This window comes from Butyrivibrio hungatei (assembly GCF_001858005.1).
GTDB lineage: Bacteria > Bacillota > Clostridia > Lachnospirales > Lachnospiraceae > Butyrivibrio > Butyrivibrio hungatei.
On the sequence record NZ_CP017832.1, the window covers coordinates 118,018 to 144,470 of the forward strand.

Annotated in this window: 40 protein-coding genes and 1 CRISPR repeat array; of the genes, 12 read left to right on the top strand and 28 right to left on the bottom strand. The window is 35.7% G+C overall.

The window, feature by feature from the left end; genetic code table 11:
* The first annotated feature begins 617 nt into the window (after positions 1-617).
* The 9 genes from bhn_RS15110 (at position 618) to bhn_RS15150 (ending at position 4,931) form a co-directional block, all read left to right on the top strand.
* Positions 618-1,673, top strand: a complete 1,056-nt coding sequence (locus tag bhn_RS15110; RefSeq protein WP_071177669.1) for an HD-GYP domain-containing protein — start codon at positions 618-620, stop codon at positions 1,671-1,673.
* Positions 1,674-1,825: 152 nt separating this feature from the next.
* Entirely contained in the window at positions 1,826-2,197 is a 372-nt protein-coding gene (locus tag bhn_RS15115; RefSeq protein WP_071177670.1) for a hypothetical protein, read from the top strand.
* Positions 2,198-2,224: 27 nt separating this feature from the next.
* On the top strand, positions 2,225-2,476 hold the full coding sequence (locus bhn_RS15120; RefSeq protein ID WP_071177671.1) for a hypothetical protein: 252 nt from the start codon (positions 2,225-2,227) through the stop codon (positions 2,474-2,476).
* A 98-nt stretch (positions 2,477-2,574) separates the two neighbouring features.
* On the top strand, positions 2,575-2,772 hold the full coding sequence (locus tag bhn_RS15125) for a hypothetical protein (protein ID WP_071177672.1): 198 nt from the start codon (positions 2,575-2,577) through the stop codon (positions 2,770-2,772).
* Between the two features lie 172 nt (positions 2,773-2,944).
* Positions 2,945-3,574 carry a DnaD domain-containing protein gene (locus bhn_RS15130; RefSeq protein WP_071177673.1) on the top strand — a complete coding sequence of 210 codons (630 nt, stop codon included), beginning with the start codon at positions 2,945-2,947 and terminating at the stop codon, positions 3,572-3,574.
* Between the two features lie 11 nt (positions 3,575-3,585).
* Positions 3,586-3,966 (top strand): hypothetical protein, encoded by a 381-nt coding sequence (locus tag bhn_RS15135; protein WP_071177674.1) that lies wholly within the window; start codon positions 3,586-3,588, stop codon positions 3,964-3,966.
* A 56-nt stretch (positions 3,967-4,022) separates the two neighbouring features.
* A complete protein-coding gene (locus bhn_RS15140; RefSeq protein WP_071177675.1) occupies positions 4,023-4,253 on the top strand; it encodes a hypothetical protein in 231 nt (76 codons plus the stop codon).
* A gap of 10 nt (positions 4,254-4,263) precedes the next feature.
* Complete coding sequence (locus bhn_RS15145) at positions 4,264-4,725, top strand: hypothetical protein (protein WP_148661986.1); 462 nt, start codon at positions 4,264-4,266, stop codon at positions 4,723-4,725.
* A complete protein-coding gene (locus tag bhn_RS15150; RefSeq protein ID WP_071177677.1) occupies positions 4,686-4,931 on the top strand; it encodes a hypothetical protein in 246 nt (81 codons plus the stop codon). Before bhn_RS15145 ends, bhn_RS15150 begins: the two co-directional genes overlap by 40 nt.
* 71 nt (positions 4,932-5,002) lie before the next feature.
* On the opposite strand, the gene bhn_RS15155 is transcribed toward bhn_RS15150, so the two are convergent.
* The 26 genes from bhn_RS15155 to bhn_RS15265 form a co-directional block, all read right to left on the bottom strand.
* Positions 5,003-5,614 carry a hypothetical protein gene (locus bhn_RS15155; protein WP_071177678.1) on the bottom strand — a complete coding sequence of 204 codons (612 nt, stop codon included), beginning with the start codon at positions 5,612-5,614 and terminating at the stop codon, positions 5,003-5,005.
* 19 nt (positions 5,615-5,633) lie between these two features.
* Positions 5,634-6,047, bottom strand: a complete 414-nt coding sequence (locus bhn_RS15160; RefSeq protein ID WP_071177679.1) for a hypothetical protein — start codon at positions 6,045-6,047, stop codon at positions 5,634-5,636.
* A gap of 23 nt (positions 6,048-6,070) precedes the next feature.
* Positions 6,071-6,550 carry a hypothetical protein gene (locus bhn_RS15165; protein ID WP_071177680.1) on the bottom strand — a complete coding sequence of 160 codons (480 nt, stop codon included), beginning with the start codon at positions 6,548-6,550 and terminating at the stop codon, positions 6,071-6,073.
* Between the two features lie 66 nt (positions 6,551-6,616).
* Complete coding sequence (locus bhn_RS15170) at positions 6,617-6,844, bottom strand: type II toxin-antitoxin system MqsA family antitoxin (protein ID WP_071177681.1); 228 nt, start codon at positions 6,842-6,844, stop codon at positions 6,617-6,619.
* 3 nt (positions 6,845-6,847) lie between these two features.
* On the bottom strand, positions 6,848-7,177 hold the full coding sequence (locus bhn_RS15175) for a DUF4258 domain-containing protein (RefSeq protein WP_071177682.1): 330 nt from the start codon (positions 7,175-7,177) through the stop codon (positions 6,848-6,850).
* A 32-nt stretch (positions 7,178-7,209) separates the two neighbouring features.
* Positions 7,210-7,500 carry a hypothetical protein gene (locus bhn_RS15180; RefSeq protein WP_071177683.1) on the bottom strand — a complete coding sequence of 97 codons (291 nt, stop codon included), beginning with the start codon at positions 7,498-7,500 and terminating at the stop codon, positions 7,210-7,212.
* 28 nt (positions 7,501-7,528) lie between these two features.
* Positions 7,529-8,461 carry a phosphoadenosine phosphosulfate reductase domain-containing protein gene (locus bhn_RS15185; protein WP_071177684.1) on the bottom strand — a complete coding sequence of 311 codons (933 nt, stop codon included), beginning with the start codon at positions 8,459-8,461 and terminating at the stop codon, positions 7,529-7,531.
* Between the two features lie 374 nt (positions 8,462-8,835).
* Complete coding sequence (locus bhn_RS15190; protein WP_071177685.1) at positions 8,836-9,393, bottom strand: hypothetical protein; 558 nt, start codon at positions 9,391-9,393, stop codon at positions 8,836-8,838.
* Between the two features lie 13 nt (positions 9,394-9,406).
* Positions 9,407-9,940 (bottom strand): hypothetical protein, encoded by a 534-nt coding sequence (locus bhn_RS15195; protein ID WP_071177686.1) that lies wholly within the window; start codon positions 9,938-9,940, stop codon positions 9,407-9,409.
* On the bottom strand, positions 9,937-10,239 hold the full coding sequence (locus bhn_RS15200; protein WP_071177687.1) for a hypothetical protein: 303 nt from the start codon (positions 10,237-10,239) through the stop codon (positions 9,937-9,939). Before bhn_RS15200 ends, bhn_RS15195 begins: the two co-directional genes overlap by 4 nt.
* 18 nt (positions 10,240-10,257) lie before the next feature.
* Positions 10,258-10,509: a hypothetical protein gene (locus bhn_RS15205; RefSeq protein ID WP_071177688.1), complete on the bottom strand. Its 252-nt coding sequence runs from the start codon at positions 10,507-10,509 to the stop codon at positions 10,258-10,260.
* Positions 10,510-10,522: 13 nt separating this feature from the next.
* Positions 10,523-10,777, bottom strand: coding sequence for a hypothetical protein (locus bhn_RS15210; RefSeq protein WP_071177689.1), 255 nt, complete (start codon positions 10,775-10,777; stop codon positions 10,523-10,525).
* Positions 10,778-10,807: 30 nt separating this feature from the next.
* The gene (locus tag bhn_RS15215) at positions 10,808-11,215 is read right to left on the bottom strand and encodes a hypothetical protein (protein ID WP_071177690.1); all 408 of its coding nucleotides are present in this window, start codon (positions 11,213-11,215) and stop codon (positions 10,808-10,810) included.
* Between the two features lie 347 nt (positions 11,216-11,562).
* Positions 11,563-13,105: direct repeats of the CRISPR family, unit length 24 nt; unit sequence ATCTAATAATATAGAAATTATCTT.
* 352 nt (positions 13,106-13,457) lie between these two features.
* On the bottom strand, positions 13,458-14,108 hold the full coding sequence (locus tag bhn_RS15220; protein WP_148661987.1) for a hypothetical protein: 651 nt from the start codon (positions 14,106-14,108) through the stop codon (positions 13,458-13,460).
* A gap of 29 nt (positions 14,109-14,137) precedes the next feature.
* Positions 14,138-14,428, bottom strand: a complete 291-nt coding sequence (locus bhn_RS15225) for a hypothetical protein (RefSeq protein ID WP_071177692.1) — start codon at positions 14,426-14,428, stop codon at positions 14,138-14,140.
* Between the two features lie 23 nt (positions 14,429-14,451).
* A complete protein-coding gene (locus tag bhn_RS15775) occupies positions 14,452-14,592 on the bottom strand; it encodes a hypothetical protein (protein WP_161487349.1) in 141 nt (46 codons plus the stop codon).
* 10 nt (positions 14,593-14,602) lie between these two features.
* Positions 14,603-14,980 (bottom strand): hypothetical protein, encoded by a 378-nt coding sequence (locus bhn_RS15230; RefSeq protein ID WP_161487350.1) that lies wholly within the window; start codon positions 14,978-14,980, stop codon positions 14,603-14,605.
* Between the two features lie 77 nt (positions 14,981-15,057).
* A complete protein-coding gene (locus tag bhn_RS15235; protein ID WP_071177694.1) occupies positions 15,058-17,031 on the bottom strand; it encodes an LPD1 domain-containing protein in 1,974 nt (657 codons plus the stop codon).
* A gap of 35 nt (positions 17,032-17,066) precedes the next feature.
* Positions 17,067-17,201, bottom strand: a complete 135-nt coding sequence (locus tag bhn_RS16035; protein ID WP_257786652.1) for a hypothetical protein — start codon at positions 17,199-17,201, stop codon at positions 17,067-17,069.
* 26 nt (positions 17,202-17,227) lie between these two features.
* A complete protein-coding gene (locus tag bhn_RS15240) occupies positions 17,228-17,542 on the bottom strand; it encodes a hypothetical protein (protein WP_071177695.1) in 315 nt (104 codons plus the stop codon).
* A 13-nt stretch (positions 17,543-17,555) separates the two neighbouring features.
* A complete protein-coding gene (locus tag bhn_RS15245; RefSeq protein ID WP_071177696.1) occupies positions 17,556-17,744 on the bottom strand; it encodes a hypothetical protein in 189 nt (62 codons plus the stop codon).
* 164 nt (positions 17,745-17,908) lie between these two features.
* Positions 17,909-18,034 (bottom strand): hypothetical protein, encoded by a 126-nt coding sequence (locus bhn_RS16040; protein ID WP_257786653.1) that lies wholly within the window; start codon positions 18,032-18,034, stop codon positions 17,909-17,911.
* 38 nt (positions 18,035-18,072) lie between these two features.
* Complete coding sequence (locus tag bhn_RS15250; RefSeq protein ID WP_071177697.1) at positions 18,073-18,843, bottom strand: phosphoadenosine phosphosulfate reductase; 771 nt, start codon at positions 18,841-18,843, stop codon at positions 18,073-18,075.
* A 188-nt stretch (positions 18,844-19,031) separates the two neighbouring features.
* Positions 19,032-19,319, bottom strand: a complete 288-nt coding sequence (locus bhn_RS15255; RefSeq protein WP_071177698.1) for a hypothetical protein — start codon at positions 19,317-19,319, stop codon at positions 19,032-19,034.
* Positions 19,320-19,766 carry a hypothetical protein gene (locus bhn_RS15260; protein ID WP_071177699.1) on the bottom strand — a complete coding sequence of 149 codons (447 nt, stop codon included), beginning with the start codon at positions 19,764-19,766 and terminating at the stop codon, positions 19,320-19,322.
* A 128-nt stretch (positions 19,767-19,894) separates the two neighbouring features.
* Positions 19,895-20,332, bottom strand: coding sequence for a DUF7659 family protein (locus tag bhn_RS15265; protein ID WP_071177700.1), 438 nt, complete (start codon positions 20,330-20,332; stop codon positions 19,895-19,897).
* Positions 20,333-20,775: 443 nt separating this feature from the next.
* On the opposite strand from bhn_RS15265, the gene bhn_RS15270 reads away from it, so the two are divergent.
* From bhn_RS15270 to bhn_RS15280, 3 genes are all read left to right on the top strand, one after another.
* Positions 20,776-21,684, top strand: a complete 909-nt coding sequence (locus bhn_RS15270) for a helix-turn-helix domain-containing protein (RefSeq protein ID WP_071177701.1) — start codon at positions 20,776-20,778, stop codon at positions 21,682-21,684.
* 266 nt (positions 21,685-21,950) lie between these two features.
* Entirely contained in the window at positions 21,951-22,265 is a 315-nt protein-coding gene (locus tag bhn_RS15275) for a hypothetical protein (RefSeq protein ID WP_071177702.1), read from the top strand.
* 77 nt (positions 22,266-22,342) lie between these two features.
* Positions 22,343-23,956, top strand: coding sequence for a replication-relaxation family protein (locus tag bhn_RS15280; RefSeq protein ID WP_071177703.1), 1,614 nt, complete (start codon positions 22,343-22,345; stop codon positions 23,954-23,956).
* 93 nt (positions 23,957-24,049) lie between these two features.
* On the opposite strand, the gene bhn_RS15285 is transcribed toward bhn_RS15280, so the two are convergent.
* Together bhn_RS15285 and bhn_RS15290 are read right to left on the bottom strand one after the other, a co-directional pair.
* Positions 24,050-24,295 carry a hypothetical protein gene (locus bhn_RS15285; RefSeq protein ID WP_071177704.1) on the bottom strand — a complete coding sequence of 82 codons (246 nt, stop codon included), beginning with the start codon at positions 24,293-24,295 and terminating at the stop codon, positions 24,050-24,052.
* 30 nt (positions 24,296-24,325) lie between these two features.
* Positions 24,326-25,522 carry a replication initiation protein gene (locus tag bhn_RS15290; protein ID WP_071177705.1) on the bottom strand — a complete coding sequence of 399 codons (1,197 nt, stop codon included), beginning with the start codon at positions 25,520-25,522 and terminating at the stop codon, positions 24,326-24,328.
* Between the last annotated feature and the right edge of the window lie 931 nt (positions 25,523-26,453).

The window sequence follows — 26,453 nt, forward strand, 5'->3', positions numbered from 1 at the left end:
AATAAGTATGTAATAATTTGAACTCGATAAAAACGGAACAGTTCTTTTCTTAGCATCATTTTTTACTCTGCAAAGATGAAACCTGTATTCTTCGCCCAGTACAGAATCATCCACGAGTCATCTGCTGTTGATGTTAAACGAAGTTGCCCACATTGTAATTGTGTAGCTGAAATATAACTCTAAATAATATACCTGTATTATATCAGAGCTTCTTGTTTTATCAATACTATCCAAAGTTTACAAAAGCCATAGTCAGATATACATTTGTCTATCCTTCTACAGCTCCAACAATACCATGTTTTCAGTTATTAAATGAATAAATTTACTAAATACTTTATAACATTATAATAGCATAAAACCTATATTTTATCAATTGCAGTTAGCTGTTTAAGATTTTGAACCTTATGATTTTGAACCAAGTATTAGTTTTAGAAAATAATGTCAAATTAAATGCAACACACGGTTCCCGTCATAGTAAATCGAACATACTGTTGCATTTACATTGAAAAATTACTCACTTGAAATTTATAAATAATATCCCTTGCTATACCTATGCATTATGTTACATCATATTTTTATATATTATGGTTAGAAAGGGTAGGGTTAATTAGATTCAGATGAAAGATTTATCCGCCACAAAGCTAATAGCTCTTGTTGGCATGTGTGATGGTAAGGAACAGTACCTTGCGCATCTCCTTGCTAATAGGATGGACGTAGAAATTTATTCTATAAAAAAATTCTATTCTCATCTATTTGAAGCAACACTATATCCTGACTTATGTTTTCTTGATATGTCAGAGGATGTATCTCGCTCATTCATGTTATTGGGTTCTCTAAAAACATTAAATATTCCAACCATATGTATACTGCCTAGCGGCATTGGTCTAGCGCTTGAATTAAGGTGTTTGTCTGGTGGCGCTTATGATGTTATGTATTGGCCAGAATCAAAATCAGAGATTCTTAAAAAGACAGACTTTATTTTTCATAACACTATCTTTGAGCAACTGGTTTTTGATAAGCATGTGAATAGAGAAAAGCACGTCTCCGACAAGGATAACATCGATACTCTTATGCATCAGATATTATCATCCTTATCTGTATCTATTGATGCTAAGGATTCTTACACTCAAGGCCATTCATTAAGAGTTGCTTTATATAGCACAATACTCGGCAAGGAGTGTGGGCTTGATGATGAATCTCTTACTCTTCTTCACTATTCTGCACTTATGCATGATATCGGTAAGATAGGTATGCCTGATGCCGTATTAAGGAAGCCCGGAAAGTTATCTGATGAGGAACGTAAGATCATTCAGACACATCCTACCATTGGATATGATATATTGAAAACCATTACTCTTATGCCGGATATGTCTTTAGTTGCACGCTTCCATCATGAAAGATGGGACGGCACAGGATATCCTGACGGGCTTGATGGTGTAGATATTCCTCTATACGCGAGGATCGTGTCTATAGCAGATGCTTTTGATGCCATGACCTCTGAAAGAAGTTATCGTAAGCCTCTTACGTTTGAAGAAGCTGGTAAGGAGATTCTTGCTTGTAAAGGCACTCAATTTGATCCTCAACTTGTAGAAATCTCATCAGATATCATTCAGCGTTATATATCAAACGGTAAGGTCCTTACTTTTGATGATGTACTTTCAACAACGGCCTGAGCTCATGTTATGAGATATGGATATACAAGTAGTTCATGAGATATCGCCTAGTTCTGTGTTTGTTGCGTCACTATGCCCACAAAAAATAACTTGCGCAAGTGCCATTTGCGTGGTATTATCTCTCTATAATTGAAAGGAGATGCAGATATCACATGACATATACTGAACTATTTTCACTTGAGCCTCTTGCATTTTTAACATGGCTTGATAAAACATTTCCAACTAAAGTCCCAGATTGCATTGATACTGTTTCTGATATGACAAAGGCAGCAGGTCAACTTCTCATGTTTACTAATGAGTATGCTTATATATCTGAACTATCTTCTCTTGCCAGGATTCTTACAAGAAAAGCAAAAAGAGAAGGTCGTAAGACTGACTATGAGGATATGGTCGATAAGCGTGATGCTATTGAAAATAAGATGTCAGCAATAAAACAGTGTTATCAAGGAGTCAGCCGTTCAATTACTGTAAGAAGCGAAAATAACGAGGAACTAAGGATGCTCAGTTCTCGCTATGTTGCATAATACTATTCTTCAAGGAGGACTGTTCTTTTGAGCAAAAAGAATGACTTTTATCTAATGAATCAGCCAAAGCCTGAGAATGCAGTTGGCTTTTGTCATTATAAAAAACATAATGGTTTTGTAAGCGAAAAGATGCTTAAGAAGCATCAGTGTCTTGGTAAAAATTGCCCTTACCTCCAAAAATATGAAAATCACGAGTTTTGGATTGATAGAGCAAGGATCAAGGCAGAAAAGAAGGCAAGAAAAAGCGAGGAATATGGGCGGCTAGCACTAGCCGCCTAAAGGTGAAAATATTGCTATGTTTTTGCGATTTAAAAATGGTGCTCTCAGATATATAGTCTAATTGAGTTTTTTCTGTTGTAAAAGGGGGAAATACCGCGATGAGTTTTGTTGAAATGCTAAATGATGGTAAATTAAAATCTGGAGATATAGATTTGTTTATCGAAAAGTGGCATAATTCGAAGAGTAAAATGTCTCTCAGGGAATACCTTGGATTTACCGAGGAAGAATGGCAAGTATTTGGTTCAGGCTCTTCTGAGAAGGCATTTGAAATGGCTCTAAAACGCCTTAATAGATAAGTATCTAATAAACATCATATGATGATAATTATAACTTAAGAACCATGCATCTGCTGATCGTAGCGCAAAGCTACGCAGGGGTTTATATACATTTTTTCTCATCCCCTCCACCCGAGCAGTGAAAGACATGGCGGGTGGTCCTTTTGAATAGTATCGGCAAGGAGGACTTCTAATGTATATAAATATATTAAATGAACATAGTTGCATCAGAGTCCCCTCTGCTTTTTTTATTGAACATCTGCTACACCTTTCAGATAGGCAGATACGTATTTATTTGTCTATTGTAGCAGCTAAATCAGGTTTGTTCGATGATTTAATTGGTACAATCAGCAGTGAACTTGGTATTACTACAGAAGATGCTATAACTACTATTAATGAACTTTCTCAACTGGGGCTTATAAATGTTTCTCATTCTGATGGAGATAGTATGCTAGATATCTGTTTTTGCGATACCGCTTTTTTAAGCAACAGTTCTGATAGCTACTCTTCCATCCTTGAAAGAGCTGAGCGCATTAAGGGTAGCCCTTTAAATTCAACAGAGATCAGTGTGTTTTTGTTTATTCTTGATACTTTGCTATTTTCGGGGGAACTTTTATTATGTCTCTTGGAGAAGTGTAAGGCAGCAGGTAAGTTTGGTAGTGAGTATATTAAAACTGTTGCTATCAATTGGCACGATAATGGTATTGATACTATTGCCGCAGCTGACAAAGTGTGGGGCATACATCAGAATTCATTTAGGAATTTTTCACAGAATAATAATATTGATTTTGCGGAGCTAGAACGTCAGCTCCTTGATAACTGATAGGTTTTGTAATGGATAAATTAGAATTTATAAACGTATTAAAAGATAATGGTTATGCTGTTGATCCATCAGCCTCTATCCCAACGATATTTGCATCCAAATCGGAGCTAAAGACGATAATAAGAGATATTCATAGGCTTATGAAAGAAAACGATTATAACGAGTCTTTTAAGGTTGATATGCATACATTGAAAGATGTTCCTGGAGATATTGAGGACTCTCATCCAGAAATGACCGAGAACATTCCTCAGAATGGCTTCACTATAGAAGCTGATACTACCACTACTTTGGCACAAGATGACATCGATGAATCTCCTAACAATGAACGTGAGCTTATCTCTGTAGGAGCTGTTGAAGGAGATTTCTTTACACCATGGACTACCAACTTCTAATAGAGCCGTTTGCGTGGTATCATTATCTTAAGAATGAGCATTGTGGAGAATTATAGATGTTTTTCAAGTCTAAGGAATTGCCAAAGCCAGGAATGATAATGTACGAAGTTTCTGAGCACGGCCGGATCAATGAGTGGTTGGTATCTGATATTATTGTAAACGGACGTGACAAGTCTATAAAACTTACAAGTATGGATAAAACGAGTTTTCTAGTGATTGAAGCTTGTATGCTAGGTAAAACGTTTTTTAAAGAGTATCAAGAGGCTTTAGAAAGGCTCTATGCTTAAAAAGGGAATTATGAGAAAAAAAGAACAGATTATCATGGATAATTTTTACAAAAAGTCAGCGAACATGAATATCTCTCTTACTGAGTATATGTATTATCTGCATAGTGCATTTCCACTCATGGAAGATAAGGATAAGGAACATGTCTTAGTTGAAGTATTGGAACGATTCCCACTTGCGTATGCCTACGCTCTGCTTAAACTGTCTGGTCGCAAAATAAATATTGTTGACTACTGGGCTGAAGAATATAAGGAGACAGGTTATAAAAGTTTTATTGATGATGTTGAAGCCGATATTGAGATGGGCTTTGGGAATATAGAGCTGTTCATTACCTATTCCAGACTGTACATACCTGACGCTAATTCGATTACCAGTGAACTTGCTGATAAGATAAAGTATTCGTTTGCTGAGCGTAGAAGGGAGAATTTCGGCACATGGAAAAAGAGCAGCATAAATCATTTAACGAGCTTCTAAGAAGCAAATATGGGCATAACATAAGAGATATCCAGCACATGACTAGTCTCAGTAATGCAGATTTTTGCCAAAAATACAATGTGCCTTTGAGGACTCTTGAGGATTGGCGTATGGGCCACAGAAATCCCAAACAGATTCTTTTGGATCTTCTCGATTTTAAGGTTATGTACGATTATGGCTTGCTAAAAAAAGGCATAGAATACTGAATTGACAAAAAAATAAGAGTGGAGAACTTCTGCATTAAACAGATAGCTCTCCACTCTCTTTTTACTCCTTTTTAGTGGCTTACGACGGCGTATTTATTGTTAATGCATTGGAGTATCTCTACTCCGCTACATCCAAGTCTTACATAGTCTGCTGCCTTTTTGATCGCATTATATAAGCTAGAAGCAAATGGCTTGGCATGAATGTTATTATCGCATAGAAGAGCCTCTTCCCTAGTGTATCCATCAGGATTCTTTTTATAAAGCTCCTCTGATGATAATCCAAAGTAAGTTGATGTACTTTTTGGTTTTTCTATCATTCCGTAAAGGTTTCCCGCTACATAATAGTATGTAACTGGAACCATCTCTCCATTTTCTCCTATCTCAGCTATCAATTCTCCAGTTTGACTTCTAAACCACTTGAACCCATTCTCGTTAAGCATACGTATCATATGATATGATGCGCATGTGCTATCTCCCTTCCAATAAAATTGTAAAAAAGGAAGCCTTTCTTCTACCTTCTCGATGTAATTTGCATCGAGCCATGCTTTTGCAATCAATGGTTCTTTTTCAAGTGGTTCATAGCCAAATATTGCAGGAAAACCTGCTTGTCTAGTCTCATTGAGACCGCTTATATCTGCAACCATCTGTCCTTTTGGTGTCCAGACGTAATTTGTATATAGCATATACTCTCCTCCTTGTTGCTTAGCATACTCCTGTGCCTTCGTAATATTCATCGAAAGATTTCTGTTCAAGACCAATCATTTCGGCTGCAATATTTCTGAAGCGCACATATACACTTGTTTCCAATTTATAACCAGTTCTTACACAGCCAAGATCCTCATCATATATACTTTTACCAAACACAGCGGCCTTCATATCGAACAATTCAACGAAATGTTTGATATCTGAATATCTGCCTTGTACAGCACAGTAAAAGTGTGCGTATTCGTCAGCTAATTTTTCTCCTACAGCATCTTTGAGCACAGGTTGGCGAAACCACTCTGATTTCTTGTATTCTTCTGTATATCTGCTTAATTCTTCTTTGATGGCATTCTCTTTGAACTTATCCAGTTCGTTAAGAGCATCCTGGTATTTTTTGTCGTCAATAATTCCCATAGTTTTATTTTTCCTCCTTTTATTCAGCCAAAGTAGTAATACCTACCGTCAATTGAAACTCTCATGCACTCATCATCAGCAACATCAGGTGAGAGTGTCATCTCAGTATTTGAGATTGTACCAACACCCTCTACATCAATGGCCCAATCATTAGAATCATCTTCCTGAACACCTTCATCTTCTGAAAATACGTGCCAATTCCATTTGTAAAAATCCCCTAGTAATGGATGTAGAGTAAAATCTTCATCAACTTCTAGTACAAGCGGCTTATCCGCATTATATTTGTCAGTAACCTCGTATGTTTCTCTGTACTCCTTAAAATTGAAGTCTTTACAGGCACATGAGATACTAACTTCAATATCATTTATACTTGGAATGTGGGTACAATAATCGGTATCGAGCTTAGCATCAAGTATTTCTTTTTTCTTTGCTATAAGCTCATTGATATATGTCTCGGCTTTTATTTTACCTTTTTCTGTAAGGTGTATTCTTATTTCACCCATACATGAGCCTCCTTTTGCAATAAAAAAGAGCCCTGATTTACGAATCAAGGCTCTTTCCCTTTTTATTCATGCAGCTTTGTTATAATCAATGACTGAGATATCTTGCATTATTATTTTGGCTGTATCTATCAGCTTCTCTAACTTAGCAGATACCTCGTCAGTAAACGTAACTTCTCCGCATATCTGGCATTCAAAACAAGGTACATTTTTTATAACTATAATGCATTCCTTGTATTCTACGGTAAATGTTGTCGTAGATTCAATCTTGCCATCATTAAAACAAGCATTACACATAGTTTATTTCCTCCTTGTTTTATAATCTTCCGACCAATGTTCTAGATCTGGATAGTATACTGAAATTATCAGGAGCTTATAACCATTATATCCGACAACAACGTGTATTTGCGTGTTGTCAGCTACTCTCATCCCTAATATTAGGCAACTTGGAAATGATTCAGCAGATTTGTTTTCCACCTGCAGAGGGTAGTCCTCAATAATTTCCCCGTTATTTATACATTCTATTACATTGGCTCTTGTTATGCCTCTTTCTAGCATTCTTTTAAAACAGTGCGCAGAATACTCTATCGGGCATTTTGTAATTGCATTTCTTATATCTACTATATTCATACAATCCTCTTTTTATTTATTATAGCATATTCTTAGTGAACATGGATGAACAGGCTTTCATTGAATTCCTCAGTATCAACGCTTTCGTAATCTGAAAGTCTGACAACTACCGGAAAAATACAGCCGCTGGTTCTGAATGAAACCGTTCTGTCTCTTTTTGAAAGTGTTTCAAAAATCTGAAGCGTATAGTCTGTGATCTCATCGTTTGCAGCTCCGCTATCAATAAAGACACTTTTATATTTTGGTTTTCCTAGTCCATATTTTTTTGACTTAAGGACAGCCATAATATCATCTTCAACAGCTTCTAGAGTGCTGTTTAACATTACTGTTACCTCCTTGTTTCTTAACGTTTTACGCCGCTTTTTCTTCTTTTTTCAATCTAAACCCAATCCTCTTATATTCGTCATACACAGGTCCCCATAACAGTAGACACTGACGATATTCGGCAGGGGAGTGTTCTTTTAGAAAATCAAGTTCTTCCTGGAGTTCGAGCGTGTTGGGGCATCCCTTACATCCAGTGCGAGGTCTGTTGTATGGTGGAAGGTATATGGGACAGATATCTATCTGATATTCCTTGATAAACCATTCCTCCCATTTTTTTGTGACAACGCTCATAGGCTGAAATTTCTTTAGTTTTTTGTTCCTAAAAACAAGACATGCTGCCTTTTCTCGTCTGCCTCCTTCGTCACGCATAATTCCATCGATTGAAATTGGACGATTGTTCGCTATACCCCAGTTCTCTAAAGGTTTCTCTTTCAGATTTACACAGCAAAGATCTGATACGCGAAGTCTGTTGGAAAATTCCTCTGTGAACTGATACTTTAGTATCTTTGGGCAGCTCTGCATTGGCCCCCAGGAGCCTTCACCGAGATACGATTTTACTGAGTCGCACATACCAATTCGGTTGTACCGCTCAACATGATGCGCATGCTTCTTTGACTTGAACGGATATCCGTCCTTTTCAAGCATGGGCTTAATCGCAACCTGCGGCTTTATTATCACCAGTCTTTCGTCCTTTTTTTCTAAATCAAAGACAAAATCACGGATCATATTAAGTTCGATTCCTGTATTTACGAATACTCTTGGGATTCTATTGCCTGGAATGGCAAGGTCAATGAGTGCTGAAAGCACTGTAGAATCTTTTCCGCCTGAAAAGGATATAAAGAATTTGTCCTCTCCGTACATTGAAACGATACTTCTAATTTTCTGCAGCCTATCCAGAAGAAGAAATTCTTCTTCTGTTGGGCTACTGATTTCTTTTAATTCTTCATATGTTCTTAACACAACTCACACTACACGGAATAGCCCCGTTATCATGCGAGATACATCTAATGCTGTTTTCTATTGGATGCCCGAGATTATCCTTTGGCTTTGCCTACCATAATCTCATTACTTACCTTGTAGTCGGTATCTTTGGAACGCCCTCGTCACAGTTCCCGCTATCCGCAATCCGTAGTTAATATGTTTTACCCTGTTTTTAAGCCGATTTACATAAGGAACAACCCTTACTCCATCCCATCTTTTTTAAAATATGCGCTGGTTAGGCGCATATTTTAAAATGACGCCCAGCAGCGCTACAGGAACCTCGTTTACGAGGAATTCTGTGTTAATCCTTTCTATTTAATCTTTTAACATGTCTCATATGAGTCTCTCCATTTTTAGCAGTCAACCTCTATTATGTGGTAGATAAAGGTCTTTTCCTGCGTTGTATAAATCCTTAATGAACCGGTGAAACGTGCTCCTGTGCAATCTCTTCCATCGCAATATGGATCACGGAAAGGGATGTAAATAAGCTCACGCAGAGCCTTTTTATCCTCTTCTGTTGCCCTGAAAGGAAGGACGCACCTTAGTGTTTCATGGTCAAAGGCATTGTAATCATCATCATAGGGCATAAAATGTTCCCATTTGAGTTCATAGCCTTTGTAAGTGTCTGGCTCTGACTTCCATTCCTCACGATATGCCACTTCTGCGTTATATCTCTTCTTACACTCATCTAGAATCTCAATGACTGTCTTTTTGGAATTAAGTCTGCCTTCTTTTTTAAGCTCAAGAGCTGCCCAGTAGGGTAAAAACTCTCTTGCTGGCTCATCAATCATTTTTCTGCCACTGCCATAGCCATTATCAAGTCTAAAAGCAGCAGTTCCGTCATATGGATATCCTTTATTAAGTTCTGCGCGGTATAAAGACCATGCATACTTGTTTCTAAAGTCTCTCATACTTTACCTCCTATTAGTTTTTGTTACTTGTGACTTCTTCTGTGTAGTCACCACAAGCATCATGTACGATAATCTTCCCATCGATCACATCAACTACTGTTTCATTGTCCTCATCGTTTGCGTTGGTATATCCTTCGCATCCAATAAAAACAGGCATGTTCCCAAGCTGAAACATGTCGATGAAGTCTTTTAATTGATTTCCTGTCATTCTGCCACCTCTCATAAGATATCTTAGGTAAAGTGCGGCATTATCAAGAAGTACTCTGATGTATTCTTCATTCTGATACTCGGTATCAAGGAATTCTTCATATGAAACATAAATGTTTCCGTCATAGCCAAATTCTTCGATCCAATTTTCAAAAGTAAGTCCATCATAATAAGGCTCTGCCTCTCCTGTATAGGTGTTATGAATTGTACTAACATGTGGTTCGTACTCTTTCTCGTACCAATCCTTATAGGCATAAATCTGCCTGTCTGCAGAGATTCTTCTCATCCAGTCAATCTTGTATAGCTCGTAACAGAGCTTTGCGATATCCTGTGCCATCATGCAACACCTCCAATATTTGAATCTACCTTATCGTATTCAGTAGCTTCTCGTTCATTGTAGCCGTAACATGCAAGTCTTTCGCAAATCTTATTTGTATCAAGGTCGTTATCTTCATCTGCAGAGATTTTCCATGTGCCATCAATATATGCGGCATCATTGCTTGTAGGAATCTCATCAGAATGTTTGTTGATGAATTCTACCGCCTCTTTTAGTGAATTTGCTCTTACCTCGATATTTTCTGAAACAATCCTTTCAACTGGGATTGAAAAAACTTTTGCTCCATTATTGTTTCCGTACATGTTTTTATTCCTCCTTTTTTAAATAGTTATCCTGTAGCCGATTCCGTTTTCATCAAAAACCAAATAGTCATGATCTTCAAACCATTTAGCTGCCTTCTCATAGATTGTGCATTCTATATTTCCAATAGTTCCAAGAAGAGGTATAAGCCTCCTTATCTCTTTCCAATCAGTAAGTGATAGGCCTGCTTTTCTTAGAGCAGCATCATCCTGTAGCGCAATAAAATCATGATAGCACTTGGCTATTGCGTTACATTTTTCAGAAAAACTCATTTCCGTTTCCTCCTTATGCAGCATTATCTGTTTCCTTAACCTCCCTACTTACTATTCTCTCAAGCTTGCAGAGATATCTCTCGTACTTAAGCTGGCGAGTCTGCCTTATCTTTATGAATAAAATCTCTAAAGCTATCGACAGGATAAGTGTAGATAAAAGAAAAATCAGAGTCGCTTTGGGTGGCTCTGATTCAATGCTTCCAAGTAAGAATAGGTTTAAAACGATAACGAGTTTGGTGTACTCAATCATCATATTTAATTTTTTCATGTATTTACTTCCTCCTTTTTAGTCGTTGTCTTAACACCAGATACGTCTTACGTATCCATCTTCAGTTTTGTAGATTTTTGTATCTGAGATTGGCTCGTCATAAGTCCAATCATAGATTTCTTCAGCAGGATCTTGCCCATCGTCTTTTAAGTCCTTGGTCCACTCGAGCATATGCTCTATGAACTCTTCTTCCGTGTAGAACTCGCTATGTGACATAACTGTTTCGTACAGGTCTTGGTCGGACTCCCATCCATGATGGCTTATGTAATCCATGAACTCAGTAAGTCCATTTATTACGCAATCATGGAATGAGTCAAGATTTTCGCCTGCTGCCTGAAGAATATTCAGTAAGGCAATCATCTCTGACTTATCTTTTAGGTTGATTCCGTACTGATCGTAGTGATCTACAATCCATTTTTTTGCTGTAATGTTTTTCATTACACGCACCTCCTTATTTGAATGTTTTATTTATGTTAAAAGTTGGCATAAAAAAAGACGCATAAAGCGTCTTTTATATGCGAACTTCTATTTTTTCTCCTGGTTATATATAATAACCACGTATATATGTGGGTTTGGGTATAACTTAACGTTGATCTACGTTAGAAACTAGAATAATAAAATAATACTCTATTATTTTACATTTTCATAAGAAGTTATAGCAACAAGAAAACATAGCAAAATAGCGCAAAAGTGCGCAAATTAGGAAGGCAAAATAGTTGTGAGTCTAATAGTATAGAAATTACTTGTTGTCTTAGACAGTAGGTATACAGCAGGCAGAAGCCGATATCTAATAATATAGAAATTAGCTTGTAGTCTTAGATCCGGATATGGAAGTGCAAAAATATAGAATCTAATAATATAGAAATTAGCTTGTAGTCTTAGACTTTGACATTAGCAAGGTCACAATTAAATCTAATAATATAGAAATTTTCTTTAAACCTTATACCTTATTTGCATTGTTATCCCAGTCCAATCTAATAGTATAGAAATTTTCTTGTAGTCTTAGACTCACGCTGTATTTACACTAGAAACCCTTATCTAATAATATAGAAATTATCTTTATGTCTTAGACCATACTTGTATATGTTACATGCCTCGAATCTAATAGTATAGAAATTATCTTTAAGTTTTAGACATATTTAAAACTGATTTTTACTACATAAATCTAATAATATAGAAATTATCTTTAAGTCTTAGACAAAAATCATTATCAATCTGATAATTATTGATCTAATAATATAGAAATTATCTTGTATCCTTAGACAACCATTCTTCCCCGGAGCGATTATCCATCTAATAATATAGAAATTATCTTGTAGTCTTAGACTTATACGGCCAAGAGCGTACTTTGTTTATCTAATAATATAGAAATTATCTTTAAGTCTTAGACGCACCTTGTTAACCAAGATTTAGTACTTATCTAATAATATAGAAATTATCTTTAAGTCTTAGACATTTGGCTAAACAATGGGATTACACTAATCTAATAATATAGAAATTATCTTTAAGTCTTAGGCCTTAAGGAAGCTGGAAGGTTCTATCCTGATCTAATAATATAGAAATTATCTTTAAGCCTTAGACTTCAAAGAACAAAAGCGACAAGTGAATCTAATAATATAGAAATTATCTTTAAGTCTTAGACTGTATGAAAAAAGTAAAAACTCACAGCACATCTAATAATATAGAAATTATCTTTAAGTCTTAGACTTTTAAACATAAGTGTAATAACACCTTATCTAATAATATAGAAATTATCTTGTAGTCTTAGACAACCAAGGATTCACGCCGAGCGAAATGAATCTAATAATATAGAAATTCTCTTTAAGTCTTAGACATATTTAAAACTGATTTTTACTACATAAATCTAATAATATAGAAATTTTCTTGTATCCTTAGACAACCATTCTTCCCCGGAGCGATTATCCATCTAATAATATAGAAATTATCTTTAAGTCTTAGACAAAAATCATTATCAATCTGATAATTATTGATCTAATAATATAGAAATTATCTTTAAGCCTTAGACTTTTAAACATAAGTGTAATAACACCTTATCTAATAATATAGAAATTATCTTGTATCCTTAGACCTACATAATGATTGAAACAATCAACGGTATCTAATAGTATAGAAATTATCTTGTAGCCTTAGACTTATCGCTGTTTTCGCTATGTAATATATCTAATAGTATAGAAATTATCTTGTAGCCTTAGACTCTGATGTCTTTGTACCTTCAACTCCGATCTAATAGTATAGAAATTATCTTGTAGCCTTAGACGGTGATCTCTATAAGCAAACGCACAGATCTAATAGTATAGAAATTATCTTGTAGCCTTAGACTCTTATGCCGTTATTTTGCACAATTATTCGTGCTAAATATCTGGCTTTGAGCCACATTTTTTGTTCGTATTGTACATCTAAAAGCCTTTTACGCGTCGGGCATAGAAATTAAGACGGAGGTTTGCAAAACACTTACCTCTGAGACTTTTTTATTATAGCATTTTTGTTGTTTTTATACAAAAAAAGAGCAGGGGCAGATGAACTCTGCGCCCTTCTCTTCAATTTCCTCCTGTTCCTTCTGACTGATGGTTTAAATCTTCATAGATATCTCCATCATTCGTGATTATTATTGCAGTTTCTCTGCAAAGGCTCTCCCATCATAATTCTTTTCCTGTGGTTATCATTTAGACACCTCAGCATACTTTCTGGCTTCAATGTAAAGCTCATGCATGCCTGCAAGGAAATCTTCCAAACATACAGTGGAAAGCTGTTGGAAAAGAGTAGCGTATAATTCCTGAATACTTTCTTTTCCTCCGATACTGTCTGTATCGGCAGCAGTTATTATTGCTTCAATGATTTCTTGAAGTGATGCATTTTCTTTTTCGCATAATGCGTCAATTGCAGTTGGAGCATGGATGAGCGTTTCTGCAAAGTAGTCATATACAAAACTCTTTACATTCTCGCGGTTATCTCCAGTCACATCATCCTCAATCTTTCTAGGATCGCATAGGCATTCAATTACCTTGTGAGTGTTTGTGCCTATGAGGGCATCTCCATCACCTTCGGTAATAAACTTAAGCGCCTGTTCATAATATCCGTCATTACAGTTTTCATCTGGTATAAATCCGAAATCAAGTAAAGTATCGTCAATATAGGCCCCTAGACATATATCAACTGCTTCTGTCACATCATAAATATCAACTATGTATTTAGCTGATAATGTTCCTTGAGTGTCAGTTATTACGAATCTATACAAGCTGTCAAGTTCTGAAAAGCCTTCTTCTCTTCTTATCTCATGAACGAAAAATCTGCAAAATTCTGATGCTTTCATATTCCTCCTTCTAAAAAGAAGAGTCTGCATTACGCAGCCTCTTCTCCTGTATACCAGCATGTAAATTCTGGCTTGAAAATACCAACATGTCTGAACGATTTAACATCGACAAGAATAAACTTGCCTACATTTTCCTCATAAAGAGCTATCTTCTGGATTTCTTTGCCAGTAAGTGTATCAAAGGGAGTAAGTTTTCTTGAAAAGATGTGTGTCTTTATTAGCACTACGTCTCCAAATCTGAACATCTTATCTCCCTCTGTCTGAATTTTCTGTAGTCTTTCAAGCTTTATCGCTGGTCTTGTCTGATTTAAGTTGAACATATTTTATTTTTAGTTGCCTCCTTTTATTGCCAATCGAGGTATTCGCCGTTTACCTGCTGCCTGAACCATTCAGCTTCTTTGTAATTGTCAAAGGAACTGATTTTGTAATCCTTGGTCCACTTGGATATGTATCTGATCCAATATTTCTTTCTGCCCTTATCCATAGATGTCTCCTTAATTAGCTTGCTCAGCTTTTCGTAGCTTATCTTCTTCGCATCCTTTGATGAGCCAATCAACCTTTAGAGTACAGGGCACCTTAAAACAGGCTATTTCTCTTGGGCAAGTGAGTGCTGCATCATAGTCGAACATAACCTTCATTATTTCCACATCCACATATTCATAAAAGATTTCTTCCTTATCTTTTTCTTTAAGAAAGTTTATGTATTCTTCCTCGATGTGGACGTTTTGTAGCATTTTTGTAAGTTCGTTGATGTACTCTTCAGTACTAACAAAAACACTCTCGGCCTCTTCTGATACATCGTAATAGTCTCTAAATAGTTCTACACTGTTAATATGTATAGGTATTAAAAATGTTATTGCTTTTATTTCCATCTTTTTACACAAAAAGAAATTGCCATTTAGACAATTCCTTTTTGCAAACCTCCTTTTTTGTATTTAGATGTACATTGTTAAGCTGCTGCCTGCTCAGTGCTTTCGCCATTAATATTGCTTAGTAGCTTTGAAAAATAGGTGTTTATTTTATCCATCAGCTCATTGTCGTCCGGATAAGCGAATCCCATGTTCTCATCAGGTTTGCAGATGGAATTTGTCATTCCAAGGGTTCTTACTACATACATTTCAAAGCATCTTGCGAATACTTCTGTTCTCTGCAAGTAATAATCACTCTTATACTTTCCTTTTAGCTTATCCTTAGCATCATCAGACTTAAGAACTGCGGTTGAGAATGCTCTGCGGTATGCAGAGTAGCAACCATAGAAATCTGCCTCTTCGGACAGTCTCTTTTTGTTGCCAACTACATTATCAATGCAATGTCCGTACTCATGAACAAGTGAATCTGGGTGTCTTATGTCTACACATAGGCATCCAATCTCAGGGAAGTATAAGCCTGCTGCCTTATAGTTACCAAGCTTTCTAAAGCGAATACTTACAGACGAGGTATCAAGATTCTTTAGATATGTCTCTTTAAAAGCTGTGAATTCGTCAATAAGGTCACTTGTTTTATCAAGAGAAACCTCTTCATCAAATTCAACATATCCAAAGAATGAATTAAGCTCATTCTCCTGCATGGCTTTAACAACCTTTTCGGGGATGTTTTTCTTTGTCTGATAGACTTTTGCTCTGCTCTTTTCATTTTCTTTAAAATAATTGAGCGTGGCTACCTTCTCTTTGTAGTTATCAAATACAAGTTCAAGAACCATATCTATAACCTGAAGGTATCTCCATCTATCGACACTGTGTCCCCCTGGCTGAGGCCATGTAGTTGCAATAAAGTCTGGGTTTTCTTCGTCTCGTAGTGTTATCGTTCTATCTAATGTGCTTAGATAGTCGTGATATACAGGGATTCCGAATCCAATTTTTACTGCATTTAAAGGATCTGTATAAGAGAAAATCTTATCGAGATCCTTTGTAAGAACATAGCAGAATGGCTTGCGATACTTGTCTAAGTAGATAGTGTTCTTAGATTTGCAGCTCTTTTCTGTAATATCAAGCTCTATAACCTCATCTTCATCGTAGCCGAGCATGTTACAGATAATTCCAATAGTAGCTTTAGACGGTCTCTGTGCATATTGGAGTGGAAGTGCAAGAGGGGCTTTCTGGGCTTCATACAACTCTCTTATATTAGAAGCGTATTTATTCCAGGAACCCCTTGGCGCGGATTTCTCTTTCAGCAGATACATTATTGCTTCGTTGCAATCCCATCTGTATGATTTTGCCGTCAGCTTTTCTTCAATCGCTGGTCTTAAATCAGCGTTCTTCATTGCTCTTGTATACTGTGTTAAACAGATAAGCCAAGCAAGAATCTCTGCCACATCACCAATCATTGAGCCATCCTTAAAAAGGGTGCTTTTTCTATTCTTGGGATGAGCATTGTTTTTATATCCATATGCTATAAGTGGCTTAAAGCCTTCTTCACGTATGGTTACCTTCAGAAGTTCACTTGATTTTCTCCTTAGATATCTTACCGCTGCTATATATTCTGTTTCGATATCTACTACCTCAATGCTGAAGTCATAGTCAATTACAGACTTTAGCATTTTCATAGCATTAGAATCATCAGAGTAATCAGCGGTAGATTTAAGGATTGGTCTAACAACTGTTGTTGCTATCTTAGGCACCAGCATTGAGTCGATGTCATATCCACTTACCTTGATTGAAAACAGCTTTTCTTCTATATCAGAAAAGGAAAGCTCCTTCATCATCTCGCCATATCTTTCCTTGGCAAGTGTTGTAAGGCGCTCTCCTTTTTTTAGATACTCCTCTGCTGACTGCAGGATCTTCTCTTTTCTTGACATAAAAGATATTGGCTTTTTAGCCAAGACGTTTTTTGCCGCCTCCTCCTTTTTCATAGCTTCTTGTATTTCTTCGAAGTATGTAAAAAGATTTATCTGTCCTTCTACGGACCAATCTTTCTTCTTTACCATCGTTTGTCTCCTTTCGCCCATAAAGGCTCTCCTTGTTAAATGTGCTTATCAGTAGATGTATTTGGTCTCGCCTGACTTAGGAACTTTATACTATAAGCCACCATGTTATCAGGATAGTAATCTATGCCTAACTTGATAAGCTTCTTTATATCCATAGTTTCATTTTTCATGGATACTGACTCCTTTCATTATTTTCTTAGTCATTTACATGGTCTGTAGTAAGATTTTCTCTTTCTACATCGCAAAGATATACTCCAGCCTTCCTCTTTCTTGGGAAAAGTCTTTTAAATTCCTTTTCTTCATTTTCATCGGAAGGGTGGAATGTAGCGTATCCTTGGACTCTGAGCCTTGCCCTTGTCCATGTATCATGTACTTCGTTGTGCTGTTTCTGATACTTGTTCCAAAAATAATTAGCTTCAAGACTATCCTCAGCAATAATGAACGCTTTGTATGTTACTTTATATCCAACGGGGCTCCATCTAAGTGCCCAAAGCTGTTTATTCTGTGTCATACTGTCCTCCTTTTTACAAATAGCTTTCAACTGTACTAGTAGTAATTTTTCTTCCATCAGCAAGTAAGATATCCGCACTTGTTCCAATAAGAATTGTTGCGTCTTCAAATGGATACCAGCCATCGCCAAGTACTCCGCCTGTTATCTCTTTCTTATTGCTGTTTAAGTAATACATGCTATTTTTTGTTTTGAACCCCATCATAGTAGGCATTTCCTCCTTTTTTATACTTTACGTTTAACTCAAAATAAAAAGGCATCGGTTTTACCCGATGCCTAAAAACATATGTTTAGAGAAAAGGTAAGTGAACTGGAACACAAAGGTCATTGAACTCTTTTTTCTCATCTAACATTACAAGCCTTCTCTCTTCATCGTAGGCTACTGCAACCTTCTTTTAGGCCAAGGCAACTTACTTTTTCTTTATTGCTAAAGTTGGTAAGCACTCCTTTTAACTCTCCTACTGTTGATATATTGGCTTCTATCTTCTTAAACATACATTGTTTTCCTCCTAGTTACCACTTAAAACTTCTTTTTAGCTAGCCTTTTCAAAAATAGTTTCTGATGTATTTAGTTCCTGTTCTGCAGCAAAGCAAAAGATGGAACATTCTGGTGTAACCTCATTTGGTCTGCCAGCGTTAGGATCAAGCTCATCAAGAAAAATACCATTAAGGCAGCTGTGCCCTAAATCTCTTTCTAGCTTTGCTCTCCTCTCAAATACATCAGGGAAGTGCTTTCTTACAAGGTTCCATGTATACATGCCTGCCTTAACACAACCAATACAGTTGTTGTTAGGAAAGCCTAGGTCGTACATCACAGGTCTCTTAAGACCTAATGAAATAGCGAGGCCGTGTGCATCCTCTTTGGATAGGTTTTTATCCATAAGAGGAAATTCGTGTTCAAATTCAGGAAAATTAAGCCTCATGTTCTCTGCTCTCTTGGATTCTTTGTTATCAAAGCCCCATACGTAAGTAAGATTCATGTGGCCATACTTTTCAATAAAAGCTCTCTCCCACTGTTTTCTAACACGTTTCTTTAACTGCCCCGTGCAGCTCGCACCATAAGGGGTATTTATGCACCCTTTCTTTCTGCATACATCCTCAACATCTTCATATTCTGTTGAACTGAGGATTGTTACCTTTCTTTCAAGGATTTTTTCGCAGTCATGAACAAATCTCATTGAGTCAGGATGCTGATCCTTAACATCGATGTAAATCCATTCATCAACAGTATCCTTTACTAGGTATCCAGCTATAAATGAGCTGATACCTGCACTTAACCAAACAACTTTGTAATTCTTAGACATAAACACCACTAACGAATCTTTCGTTCGTGGATAGTAAGATCAGCTGGCGTTTTTTAGCATACTTTAATGCCGTAGCCAGGCGGATGCCTGACTATTTGTTTCTCATCAGGCAACCCGATTTATCTTACTTTATGCTGTTCTCTAGTTTACTTTACCCTCACAGCAACCTCGGTGTACCGAGGACTCGTTTATCTCCTTTCCTTCTTCACATATTTGATATTTTTTGATACATCGACTCCCATGTTCTTCATACATCCAGGGCAATATCCCGAGCGGATAAATTCCCTTTCTGATGCTTCAAAGGGGAGTTCTTGTGTGAGCATAGAACTGTCGTGCATAAATCTTTTGACAGCTTCCATCTTCTTTTTACCATTAACTTTAAGATGTGCTTTGGCTGAGCAAAACGGACACCAGTTAATGATATCGAGATTCTTGAGCTCCTCTTTTTCATCGTAAAGATATTCAATTGATGTCAATCATGCCACCTCCTTTAGGTCTATGATCTTAAGCATCTCACAATCATTTCTATTGTTTGCTGTTGCGGAGCTATCTCCCTCATCGTAATATTCAACATCGTAATGTTCATCCGCTATCCACTGTTCGTTTACATAAGTGTTTAGGGCTTTTATCGCATCATCTAATGAAGTGTGAGAATTTTCTATTTTAAAATCAACCCCATCATAGGCATGCCACCAGATTGTCGCAAACTGATTTGCTGGCATATCGAATACCTGAGCAACGATGAAGTAATGAGCGTTACTCAATGTGATTCTTGTGCTATCGTCCTGTTTTTCTATTTCAAGAGATAAACCGGAACAATCGTAGTTTGTAAGTAGCTTTGTTACTGCTTCATCATCTGAAACAACTTTTTCGACATTCAGGATTGTGTACTCCTCTGAGTCGATTGATACGCAAATTTTCATATTTGCTGTCCTCCTTTTTAAATTAGGCTTTTCGCCTTTTGTTGATTAGTTTTGCAACCATTTAGGGCAATAAAAATACCGCCTATACGAGATTTTCCTCATACGGCAGCAGTTATTTGCTCTTATTTTCATTCACTTAATACTTTGCTCTTTGCTTTAGTCCACGCATTCGCGAACCTTGTATCATTGAGCAGGTCGCTTTCGGATTTTCCGAGAGCCATCAAAGTATCTTGTGGATCTAATGTATATCCATATTCATGGTTATACATCTCATTAACGATTGCGTTTACAAGATTTTCTTCTGAGTCCTTTAAGAATAGTTTGTGCTCTTCGTCGTGCAATTTCCAGATATCGTCAAAAAACTTTAAATCAGCTTTTCTGACATAGCCGCCGTATTTTAACGGTGTGACTTCAGACATATCATTTACTTTTAGATCAGCCATAACCTGTTTATCAGCATCCTCTTTATTTCGGTAGCCGAAAACAAAGCTCATCGGAATAGCTTCTATGTCCTTCTGGTGTTGAACTTGCATGTCAACATAAGTCTTAAACTTTCTTGGCTCCATTTCCTTGTCCTCCTTTTTATTTTGTTTTTAGGTTTTTGTATTAAATTAAAAGCTGGCAACAAAAAAAGACGCCAAAAGCAATAACTCTTTGCGTCTTTTATTATTTTGATTGCGAACTTAAAATTTCCTCCTGGTTAAATAGTAATAACCACGTATGCCTGTGGGTTTAGGTAATACGCTTAGTTGATGTACTAAGATACTAAATAACCATTAAAAATACTTCTTTATTATATATACTAATGGTTTTAACAGCAATAACAAACCATAGCAAACCCATGCAAAATAGTTCTTTTTTTGCTATTTTTTCTTTTTTTGTAACAAAAAAATAATATCTATGCGTTAACTTTTATGTTATTATTTTGATTGTAACTTTTTAATATTTGCCCTACCTAGTAGGGCGCACTTTCGAGTTGCCCTACTAGGTAGGGCAAAGAGGATATCTAATGCGTATTTCTGATTGGTTAAGTATTAGCGAACGTCAATTATTATCTTCATTAACAAATTTAGACCTTACCGACGAGATATTAAGCATCAAGGTCAGTATAGCTTTAAATATGTGGCTTACTAATGATGAATTTTCTAAGTATACTATGATGGTAGTTGGTAAAGGGGCAGCAAAATCACTTTCTAAACTGGTTGATGGTAATCCTGTTGTAGCGAAGCTTTTTATTTCTTCAAAAGAACGTGCCTGTGGTTATGATAAAGGGCATCTCCTTTTAAACTACCTGTTTGACAATAATGAACCCAGCGAGGATGCTTTGCAACGCCTATTGCTACCAGAACTTGTCAAAGATATTCGTTCAAAAACTGGGCTTTCGCAAAGAAATTTTGCTGAACATTATGGGATTTCAAAGAAGTCTTTGGAAGCATGGGAAACTGGCAAAAAAAAGATCTCCAAATATTCATTTGAGTATTTGAAAAGCTGCATATTTAAAAATTCCATTTATATGAGTCAGGATGCTCTTTTAAAACTCCCTTTTAGTATTCTTGAAGATGGAACGCAGCAGTACCTTATCTCCTGCTCTTCTTTGAACTATGAAACCCGTCTTACAGGGGTAATATGGGTTAGAAAGGCTGTTGTTGAAAATCCTTCCGACACTATATTTGTTATACCTGTTAAAAATAACGAGGTTATTAGAGGCGGAGAACTGGTGTATATTTGGCAAGAATACCCCCCTGATCTTCAAGAATGCATAAAATGTGCCATTAAATATGGTTGTAAAAGCATTCTATTTTTTACCAAAGCCCTTGGTGATATTTCTACTGAGGATGGTACCGTTGCAGAAAAAATCGCAAAACTATTGTCAATCCAAAGACTTCCTCTAAATCTTAATCATAACGATTTTATATAAGAAAATTTCATTTTTGGTTTTTCTTTTATAAAGCAATATATATCCATATTTGCGTCCTTTTTAAAATTTAGTTGTCTGACATTTTTGCCTTTTGTCAGTATTTATTCATAAAATTTTTATATTTTTTGTCAGTCTAACCATAGGGTGGTGAAATTTAGTTTCATTATTTAAAAAAATTTTTTGTAAATTTTTTAAATAGGGGTTGCTATAACTAAACAGATGTCGTTAATATTACATCATAGGTTTTAACGCGAAAGGAAAAAAATATGAATAATGCAGTAATAAATACAGATATAATAGACGAGGTATTAAATATGTGGACTTCACCAGTTATTGAAAAAGAAGATGGAACAGAAAGTATAGTTGTTCATGTTTCAGTTCCAGATGGAGAATCTTCTAAATTATGTGGGATTCAACTTCCTGAATTTCATTTAGTATATAATAATGGCTTCGTAAAAGAAGATTTTAAAGAAATCTTGGAACTTATTGATTCAGAATACGACTCGTTATGGTTTGAAGCAGAGAATACCGAGCCAGATAATGAACGAAAAGACGATTTGGTTCTTTCTTGTTTGGTGTGATATATTATTTAGGCCATGAGCTAATTAAAATTAGTTCATGGCCTAATTTTAATTATTCTGTTTTGGGAGCAATTACAATGTTAGATACTGATATCTATGTGAATCATTCTTCACTAGGTTTTTCTTCTCAGGATGAATTATTTGATTATTTAAACGAAAGAATAGGATATACCGGTAACGAACTAAAAAGTGCTATTTTGGTGCTCTGTGCTTATAGTTTTTATCTTACACAAGAAGAACTATCATTTCTTTGTCCTCTTTATCCGCTATATTCCCATCTTTCAAGCAGAGTTATTAAGCCTCTTATTGAGCAGGGCTATCTTCAGCAAGAGAAAGCATCTTCTTTTAAAGAACAGGAAGGCACAGCTAGAGTTTTTTATTATATTACTGCCCAGGGATATCAATATGCTAACTCGCTTTGCCAAGGAAAACTTACTACAAAATATAAAAAGAATAGATCAAAGGTGGCTAAAAGCCATACTTATTACATTGGATATAACTTTTATGAGCTATTGATGCTTGGTTACTCAATGACGTGGCAGCGTGAGTATCTTCTTTCTGAACGTTCATTTAATTATAAGAGCAAGGCCCCTATCCTTCAGGTGGATGCTAGGTGCGACCTTTATGAGCGTTTTGGCTCAAAAACTTTCTATACTATTTATGTAGAACAGGATCTCGGTACTGAGCATAATGATGTCCTTATCAAGAAGATTGATAATTACGCCGCTCTCGGTATAATGGACCGCCCATTATCGAGCATGATAATGTTTTCTTTCTCTCAAAAAGGTGTTACTGATGGTAAGAACGGGCTTAAAAACCAGCTCCATCCTTATTCACCTTCTAATTGCCAACAGCTCCTTGACTATATGGATGTGATGCACCTTGATAATGTTTTTGATGCATATCTTACTGGGTACCCAGATGTTAGTTTTATTACTAATTTCTTGCTCAAATGCGGTGGCGCGAGACCTTCAAATGACGGTGATTCCCTAAAACGTACTAGACAAGTTTTAGATAGAAATTTTGTAAGTGAGTTTAAAAGACTACTTGGGGAAAGAAGGAATCCTTATCAGCATAGAGACTTTAATCTTATAAGGAGTCGTTTTTCTCAATCAAGGTTAGAAGAAATGGTTAAGCTTTTATATAGCACTTCTGATAGAGAAAGTCCTTTCGTACAGAGACTAAGACGTGGCTATCAGGTGTATTATCTTCCAACAACGCTGGTATCTGACAGAGTTGTTTATGGAATATTGGACCATCGCCCAGACTTGTTATCTCAAATTAGTGCAAGTTTAGAGAGCATATATGGTAATGCTGATTATAGTGGTCCTTTATCAGCTCCTATCATTGTAAAAGATAATATTAAGGTAAATCTGAGAAATAGATTTTGCTGTAATAAAATTGATGTTTATGTGGAATTTCCTTGCTTCGATATAGGCTCGTGGATCCGCGCGATGTATTTTAGTAAATATAAGAGCTCAGATAAATGTCATTTGCTTTGTGTTTTTGAAACAAAAAAGCAGGTTCAAGATTTTTATAGAACTCTATGTGCATTTAATTCTTCTTTTGACAAGAATGTTCATCAGATATTAGGACTTATGCTCTATGATATTGGTAAAGAAGAAAAAATATTCTGTGTTGATGAATCACTTTCTAAGAATATTATTGTAACAGACAAAAAGGAGGCGTAACGCCTCCTATTTGTCTCAGAGTGTAGACAAAGTCCATGGGCTTTTGTTTTTCACAAATAAAAAACGCCCACTAAGTGAGCGTTTGAAAGAATATTAACTGTTTACATTCATGCTATAGCCAGCGTTTTCTCTGATCCATGCCATAGTCTTGCCTTCAGAAAAAAACATATTTTTTTCTTCATCGCTTAATTCTCCAGGCTGCATATTTTTTGACTTCGCATACTGAATCAGCCCTTTATAATCAATTTTGACTTTAGGAATCTGATCTAACGTAATTGGAGCAGGCATATTTTTCAATATGTCATTATATCTTTTATAATTCATCTTCTGACCAATCATAATTCTATTCCTCCAATATCTTCACAATTATTAATTATCTAGTAGCTGATTTTCTAGTTCTTCGAAGTCAATGTTGTTATAAGTCTGTTTGAAGTTATTAAATGAATTCTTACCTTTAATGGGGGCTGACTCGTTATAATCATCTCTTATAGCAGCCTTTATAAGGGCCATTGGTTCATTTACATCACCCTTATAATTGCCAACTATTTCAAAGGCTTTTAGTATTTTCCTTTTATCGAAATTTGCGTATTCGCATATTTCGATAATCTGAGACAATTTATATGATGGCATCAGTAGTTCGGCTACTTCATTAAGTATCTGGTCCTTTTCTTCTTTGGAATAAGATTTTACATTTTCATTTTTGTCATCTTTCTTATCTTTCATACTGACATAAAACGTTGTTCCGATATCATTCTTTCCGTCCATTGTCCACGGTTCTGTTTCTATTGATAATGAAGTTTTGCTATTTAGTTCGTTAACTGATTTTTTTATTACGTCTCTATTAAAATTTCCGGGAACAGTATATTTATTCCAACCATTTTCATCGAGGATATTTTCAATTAGTGCATAGTCAGGATTATCTTTTTCTAGTTCATTTTTTATGATTCTATTACCGTGGCTTTCTACTATTCCTAATCTAAATTTTAATTCCGTTCTTCTAAATCTGAAAGCATATATATCATCTTTATTTCCGTTTTCCCATTTTGCTCTGTCATAGGCGGATTTAAGCGTTTCATAAAGGGTAATTGAATGACCTGATTTTAAGCATAGCATTTCGTTCAGAGCGAGTAGTGTATAGTTTTTTTCAGCCCTCATAATCTGAGGGGTTAAAAATTCGTTATATCTTATAACAAGAGTATTATTTTTAAAACTAGCATCGGTCACAACCTGGTGTGCTTCTAGTTTCTTATCTTCCTTGTTTTTTATAAGCAGATTCCAATCAAAAAGAGTTGCATGTTCTTTAGCCACAGTTCTATCACATAATTTTTCAATTTGCGGGTAAAAGTTGTGTGATTTATTATTAAATATTTTTTGGAGTTCGGTGCCTGACATTTCCATTACTACATGGTTGGTTTCATCTATTCTTTTATTTTGCAACCCTATCGCAAAAAGTTTCTGCGCAAGTGGGGTACTTTTTCCTCTTGCATTTATAAGTTCATTACTTTTTTTATAATCCCGGGCCCTTAAAATCTCATATTTTTCTTTTTTCCCATTCTTATTTTTCATGCACTCATCCTCTTTAAAAATTTATATTTATGAATATTATAACATTATGTATTCCCAAATTATAGCATAATTAGTCAGTTGCTTCCCAAATTATAGCATAAAAAACAATTTTCCTATTTGTTAGAATGTATTTGTTTTATTATGCTAACAGATGGGATTTTTTTCTTGCTTTTATCCTACATGTTGGCATCATTACTTTTTGTTAACGTTGCTTTTTACCTTTTGAACCCATTTTGTAGCATGATAAAAGAATTATTTATCCCAATTTATAGCATTTTTGATGTGTTTTTTATATTTGCCTTCTGATCCAGAGCTATCTCTATTGATTATGATTAAAATGTCCCAAACTATAGCATAGTTAGCCCAAAAGTTAGCATTTTAAATCATTTTACTGCTATCTTTCTCCTGTTTTTTCCCATTTTGTAGCATGGTAAAAGAATTATTTATCCCAATTTATAGCATTTTTGTTGTGTTTTTTATATTTGCCTTCTGAACCAGAGCTATCTCTATTGATTATGATTAAAATGTCCCAAACTATAGCATAGTTAACCCAAAAGTTAGCATTTTAAATCATTTTACTGCTATCTTTCTCCTGTTTTTTCCCATTTTGTAGCATGGTAAAAGAATTATTTATCCCAATTTATAGCATTTTTGTTGTGTTTTTTTATATTTGCCTTCTGAGCCAGAGCTATCTCTATTGATTATGATTAAAATGTCCCAAACCATAGCATAGTTAACCCAAAAGTTAGCATTTTAAATCATTTTACTGCTATCTTTCTCCTGTTTTTGTCCCATTTTGTAGCATGGTAAAAGAATTATTTATCCCAATTTATAGCATTTTTGTTGTGTTTTTTTATATTTGCCTTCTGAGCCAGAGCTATCTCTATTGATTATGATTAAAATGTCCCAAACCATAGCATAGTTAACCCAA